Annotated in this window: 6 protein-coding genes; 3 read left to right on the plus strand and 3 right to left on the minus strand. The window is 36.6% G+C overall.

Annotation, left to right across the window (positions count from 1 at the left end):
- The first annotated feature begins 605 nt into the window (after positions 1 to 605).
- Genes AAC037_RS17640 through AAC037_RS17650 form a run of 3 tightly spaced genes read left to right on the plus strand, consistent with a single transcriptional unit; the run spans position 606 to position 1,956 of the window.
- Positions 606 to 1,088, plus strand: coding sequence for a hemerythrin domain-containing protein (locus tag AAC037_RS17640; protein ID WP_339904401.1), 483 nt, complete (start codon positions 606 to 608; stop codon positions 1,086 to 1,088).
- Positions 1,089 to 1,097: 9 nt separating this feature from the next.
- The gene (locus AAC037_RS17645) at positions 1,098 to 1,538 is read left to right on the plus strand and encodes an Rrf2 family transcriptional regulator (RefSeq protein ID WP_339904402.1); all 441 of its coding nucleotides are present in this window, start codon (positions 1,098 to 1,100) and stop codon (positions 1,536 to 1,538) included.
- Positions 1,539 to 1,557: 19 nt separating this feature from the next.
- A complete protein-coding gene (locus AAC037_RS17650) occupies positions 1,558 to 1,956 on the plus strand; it encodes a group III truncated hemoglobin (RefSeq protein ID WP_339904403.1) in 399 nt (132 codons plus the stop codon).
- Positions 1,957 to 2,605: 649 nt separating this feature from the next.
- On the opposite strand, the gene AAC037_RS17655 is transcribed toward AAC037_RS17650, so the two are convergent.
- The 3 genes from AAC037_RS17655 to AAC037_RS17665 all read right to left on the minus strand — a co-directional run.
- Positions 2,606 to 4,123: a TonB family protein gene (locus tag AAC037_RS17655; RefSeq protein ID WP_339904404.1), complete on the minus strand. Its 1,518-nt coding sequence runs from the start codon at positions 4,121 to 4,123 to the stop codon at positions 2,606 to 2,608.
- On the minus strand, positions 4,120 to 4,491 hold the full coding sequence (locus tag AAC037_RS17660; RefSeq protein WP_339904406.1) for a BlaI/MecI/CopY family transcriptional regulator: 372 nt from the start codon (positions 4,489 to 4,491) through the stop codon (positions 4,120 to 4,122). Before AAC037_RS17660 ends, AAC037_RS17655 begins: the two co-directional genes overlap by 4 nt.
- A gap of 736 nt (positions 4,492 to 5,227) precedes the next feature.
- Positions 5,228 to 6,212: chromate transporter (locus AAC037_RS17665; RefSeq protein WP_339904408.1), on the minus strand; the 985-nt coding region annotated here is incomplete at its 5' end.

Consider the following 6,212-nt stretch of genomic DNA (forward strand, 5'->3'; position numbering starts at 1 on the left):
ATCTTGTATTTGTTTTATTCTAACATGAGAGACTCCAAGGCGCCAACCTACTTGTTGCAATGTTAGCCTTCCATGTTTTTTAATAGAAACATTAATACAATTGCAGTCTTCACTGTACTCTATCCAAAGCTTGCATCCCTTACAAGAGCATACTTCCGATTCTTCCTCTAATATTTTTTTACAATCAACCATTTTCAATTTCCAATACGTCGTATAAACTTTTTATTTCTTTTCTGCTTAAATTAATTAATTTTATATCAATATGAAAGATGCTATGGTTGGCCTTTGTACATAATTCTTAATTGACTTTAGCTGTACTATTCCGGATTAATTGGAACTTATTGATACCAATTTTGGGTTGAATTACTAAGCTTGCTTGCCCAATTTGTGCTTACATTCTAATTTATTGGTGACTACATTCACCGCTTATTGCAATTCCCGCTAGGTTTCATTTGCGAATGGCTATTTGAGAAAATTTATGTAAGAATAGGGAGATTTGTGAATTAAAAAACTGTTTAATCCTTTATTTTACTATAAACTGCTTACTTTTGATTTGTTTCATTAAAAATGGGCTTTTCAGGCCCAATATGTTAAGTTAACCTTATATGGGAAAACCTTTAAAGAGACATCCCGCTTTTGTACCGGTTTCTAGAGACCATCATTTTGGGCTACTATTAGTATGGAAAATACGCCAAGGTCGAGAAAAAGGAATTGCACCGGATCGACTTTTCAATTATGTGAAGTATTTTTACGCTACGCATATGGAACCCCACTTTTCTTTGGAAGAATCGGTTATTTTTTCTTACATGGCCAAGAATGATTTACTAAGGAAAGAAGTAGAAAGCCAACATCGGGATATTCGGGAGGCGTACAAGGAGTTGAGTGGATTTCAAAAAGATGATTTGTTGAATAAATTGGATGAGTTTTGTCAAATGGTAGAAGCTCATATCCGTTTTGAAGAAAGAAAGCTTTTTCAGTATATGCAAGTAGAATTGTTAAAAAAGGAATTGGAAGAAATGGAAGAAAAGGTAGCTGCTATTCACAAGCCTGTTACTGAAGATTGGGAGGATAAATTTTGGGTTAAATAAGCAAAAATTATGTTTTCAAAAGCTTGTGAATATGGCATCAGAGCAGTGATTTACATTTGGGCTAAAAGTACTCATGGGGTTAAACTAGGAGTGAAGGATATCAGTAAAGGGATTGATGCCCCTGAATTCTTTACGGCGAAGATTTTGCAATCTCTGGCAAAACAAGATTTAGTAAGTTCTACCAAAGGACCAAATGGAGGGTTTTATATTAGCAAGGAGCAGGAGAACATGAGGTTGCTTGCGCTGGTTGAAGCGATCGATGGGGATAAACTTTTTAGAGGCTGCGGGTTAGGTCTAAAACATTGTTCTGAAAAACATCCTTGTCCGATTCATGATGACTATAAAAATATTAGAGAAAATTTAGCTAAATTGCTCTCAGAGAAATCGATAAAAGAATTGGCAAAGGAAGTGGCCACAGGAAAAGCTACTTTGACCACTATCGGGGTATAAATTTTAATAGCACTGCAAATTGGAGAATGAAAAAGGGGATTTAAAATCCTTGGCCCAAATAAAAGAATTGGTGGACTTATTTTATGGAAAAGTTAGAATGGATCCATTGATCGGGCCTATTTTTGAAGGGAAACTAAAAGGCAACTGGGACAAGCATTTAGAAAAAATGTATCAATTTTGGCAGACGGTTTTACTCAGCCAACATACCTATTATGGAAGTCCTTTTCCTCCCCATGCCAATCTTCCGATAGATCAGAACCATTTTGAGCGTTGGTTGATGTTGTTTCAGGAGACGCTTCGAGAGAATTTTTTCGGTGACAAGGCCAATGAAGCGATGTGGCGAGCTTCTAAAATGGCTGAAATGTTTCAGTTGAAAATAGCCTATTACCAAAACAAAAATATTAGCCCTTTGGGTTAAGCTCAATTTATTTAACCTTTGATAATAGAGCTAAAATTGTTCTTTGGCCACTAGTGGCTCCCTCTTTTTTGTGATTTTTTTATTTTGTGGAAGGATTCCTATATTACTTATTTTTAGAATTTGTTGAATTATTTTATTAATTTTCATACCCAAACTTTCTTTCTAGTAGTGCCTTACACCTTCTTCGTCAAAAACACTATTGGTGCTTGAATGTAAAAAATCCACGGGATTTATTTTATTCTATTTTACCGACAATACATTGGCGAAATCTTTTAAGCATTCAGAGGTAATTCAAAGATTTCTGATATATTAAATTACCGTCCAAGAACTCCAGCGATCATACCGGACATAGAAATAGGGCTTCTATTACTTGCAAAAATCGATTCGAAATTGGTCCCTTCTCTGTTGTTTTCAATTATACCATAGGGGCAGTAAACTCCGGGAAAAAATTGCGAATCGTATTATATTATCAGGGTTAATAATAGCATAGGGAATAATTTCATATGTTGCCTTTTTCGGATTCGCTGATTATCTGTAGAGGTGGTTTATACAACAGCATATAAATAAAAAAAGGTTAACTGCTCTTGAGCAATTAACCGTAAAAAGTCTAAAACAACTATTGGTATAAGTGCTTATTTTATGCTGAATTTTATTTTTGTTTTATCTTTTCAGTAGTATATCCTGTGAAACTAATCAAAATAGGGGAAGGGGATTTAGTTTTTAAAATAAAATGACCTTCAATATCAGTAACAGTACCAATGTTAGTTCCTTCTATCTTAATTAATGCTCCCGGCAGTGAATTACCATCAATATCTTTAACAGTACCCTTCCAAACTCCGTTGATATAGTCTGCTTCAACTTTCAAGCCCTCCGTATTTGGGGTCATTTCTCCCAAGTTTACCTCACCAAAGGGTAGCTTGTCTGTAGGAGACAAATCCTTGCTTAAAGAAAAAATCAATGGGATGGTCAATTCCACCCTTACCGGACGACCATTTTGAATACCGGGATGGAAGGCAGGTGCATTTTGAATTATTCTTTCTGCCAAAAACTCAAAACCATTACCAGCTCCTTTGGTTGCCTTCACATGGGAAACCGAACCATCTTTTTCTACTACAAACTGGACCAATACTTGCCCCTCCTTACCATTTTTTCTGGCATGTAAGGGGAATTCAGCTTCCTTTTTAACGTAATTGGAAAAAGCTGCCATACCCCCCTTGAATTCCGGCAACTTATCTAATAGGTTGTTTTGCTTTGCTTGCGCATACAATTGGCTGTTTGGTGAAATACTTTCGGATGGATAGGCAGTGATTTTTAACGAAAAGCCTGCCAAAATTACTAGTGCTGTAAGGCTAAAGTAGCCGATATTTAGGTGCTTAGCTTTTTTGTTTTGCGGTTTATTTAACATGATTAATCTTTGTTTTAGGGTGGAAGATGAAATAGCACTTGTCCATACCATAGGATTTTTCCCCATCGTAAGATTTAACAAAAGCTTTTTGTATGCTAATGGATGTACGATCTCTTTTACTCCTTGATCAGCCAAATATTCATGGTTTAATACCATGGCTTTCTTTACCATAAATACAATAGGGTTGAACCAGCATAGCACTGATAAAAATTCAATCATTGCCAAATCAATATGGTGCTTTTGACTGATATGGACAAGTTCATGCGCAATGATTATTTTGGTTGTTTCAGATCCTTCCTGATAAGTAGAAGGATGTAAAAAAATATAATTTCCAAAGCTAAAGGGAGTAGAGACTTTATTGGAAAGGATCAATCTTGCAGTATTTAATGGTCTGACCGATCCTTCTTTTGTCCAGCTGATTAACTTGATTAATGCATTAAGTTTTTTGGCAAATAAAAGGCTGGTAATGGTTAAATAGCCTAACAAAAGCCAAATTTCCGTAGGAATAGTTTGTGGTACCGGCGATGAGTCTATCGCAGGACTGGGGCTGCTGTGGATCAATACAGGATAGCTAAGATTGACAGCGCTTTCCTGGGGAAACCATAATGGAAGGCTAATAAACGGTACAGCCATGGCAATGGGAAGTAGTAGCAATAGCGCCCAACGATTTAGAGTAAATGCTTTTTCTTTGGCTAGAAAAAACTGAAAAAGAAATAGCAGGATTGCTGAGCAACCGATAAATTTTAGTAGGACTATCATCATTCTTTTCTACGTTTAATTTCGGTTTCTACAAGTCCTTTCAATTCCTCTAATTCTTCTGTTGTTAAATCGGCCTTCTTGGTAAAAAAAGAAGCAAATTGAAGGGGAGAATTAGAGAAAAAATCTTTTATGATGGTTTTTACTTGTCCTGAAAAATATTCAGGCTTTTCCACCAATGCATGGTACTGCCTTGAATTGCCATACAACTTGAACCCAACGTATCCTTTTTGTTGCATACGCTTCAATAGTGTTGCCACTGTGCTTGGAGCAGGTTTCGGTGCCGGGATAATCTCCAATAGCTCCTTCATGAATATGGGTTGGTTGGACCAGATCAGCTCCATTAACTTTTCTTCGGACTTAGATAACTTCATTCTACATGTTTGAAATGTGTTCTACAAATGTAAACAAATAAATTTTAATTTCCAATACTATTATGAATGGTTATTTAGTATTCAGGTCCGTTTTTCTAAGATGTAAAGTTTTATAAGCGAATGTAAATGGGCGATTTATATAGGGTAATAGGTGTACAGATGTTTCTATTCTAGCATCAATGCTGCATTTACAATCTAAAAAAGATAAAATTATCCTAAAATATGGGTGGCTTTGTTTATAGAATAGCTTGGGAATTAGGGAGGGGATACGAACACTATTCCCAAACTCATAGAATAAAATCAAGAGGTAAATGAGAAAATCTTGGCTGCTAATATTTCCGGATATTGCTGATCTTGCTGTTTCCTTACGCACAACAATTATTGATTTTATCCACCTGAATATGTTGGGCATATTTTCTTCTTATTTATGGTATTCTTTTTTCAAAAATCAAACCTTAGTTACCTTTGATCAGCAATTTAAATGCGCAGTTATTCCATTTTTTATTGGCTTTATAGGTTCCGAGTTGATCTTATTTTCCCCAGGATTTCCCACATAGCGTTCTTGGCATGTATTGCCTTATTACTATGAGAGTTTGTTAGCCTTTAGTGGATTTATTCCCCTTGGTATTGCGGTTTATATTTGCTTATTTCTAAAGCATTATTCACGTCGATCAGCAATATCGCAATAGAGTGAAATTATTGGATGTTAATTGGTAGCAACGGTTTTTTGCACTGTCTAGATGCTATTTAAGATCCACTGATAAATTAGGCCTATGCCTACACCCAGGACGATGATTAGCGGAGAAGGGATTTTACTATATCTCAAAAGAATATAGGTACCGATAATGATCATTATATTGGTGAAATTGTTTTCCATGGGTTCGAATAAAAGGTAGGCAGCAGCGATCAACATGCCACAACTCACCGCATTGATGCCTTCCAAGGCAGCCCTTACTGGCCTGTATTTTTTTAACCCATCCCAAAATCGAATCACAAAGAAGATAAGAAAAGTTCCGGGGAGGAAGATTCCTGCAGCAGCTACCAAGCCACCTGTAATCATTCCTGCTGCTCCCCATTCCCGCATGGACAATGCACCGATGTAGGAGCTAATACTAAAAGTTGGTCCCGGGATACTTTGGGATATTGCATAGCCGGTAAGGAATTCTTCAGAGCTCAAGTAGTTTTTAAACTCAACAAACTCAGTGTATAAATAGGGGACCAATACCTGCCCTCCTCCAAATATCAGGGAACCGTTTCTATAAAAGTTTTCAAACAGCCTTATGGGTAAAATTCTTGTATAATGGCCCAATACAGCCGCGACAATTAACACCGTTGCCCAGACAATAAAATTGTCCCAAGAGATCTTTATCTCAGATTTTTCTTCAATGACCGGTTGTTTGTTGTAATTATGGGTAGTGATTAGGCCTCCGATAACCAGCATGACCGGAAAAATAAAGGGAGAATTATAAAAGAAAGCGATGAAAGCTGAAATCATCATTAAAATTGCAGCCTCCACAGAGTGGATCATTTTTTTAATGGTGATTTGGGAGGCATAAATGATATAGCCTATGGCCATGGGCTGAATGAATTTTGCAAAACTTAATTCACCTTCTGTATGGGACTGCAGGTATTCTATTAAGAAGGCCGTACTGATCATCAGCAGGGTGGCTGGAAGTATCCATACCAATAAAGAAAGGTAGGCAAGATTGGGTCCACCCACC

Source organism: uncultured Cyclobacterium sp. (genome assembly GCF_963976465.1).
Lineage (GTDB): Bacteria > Bacteroidota > Bacteroidia > Cytophagales > Cyclobacteriaceae > Cyclobacterium.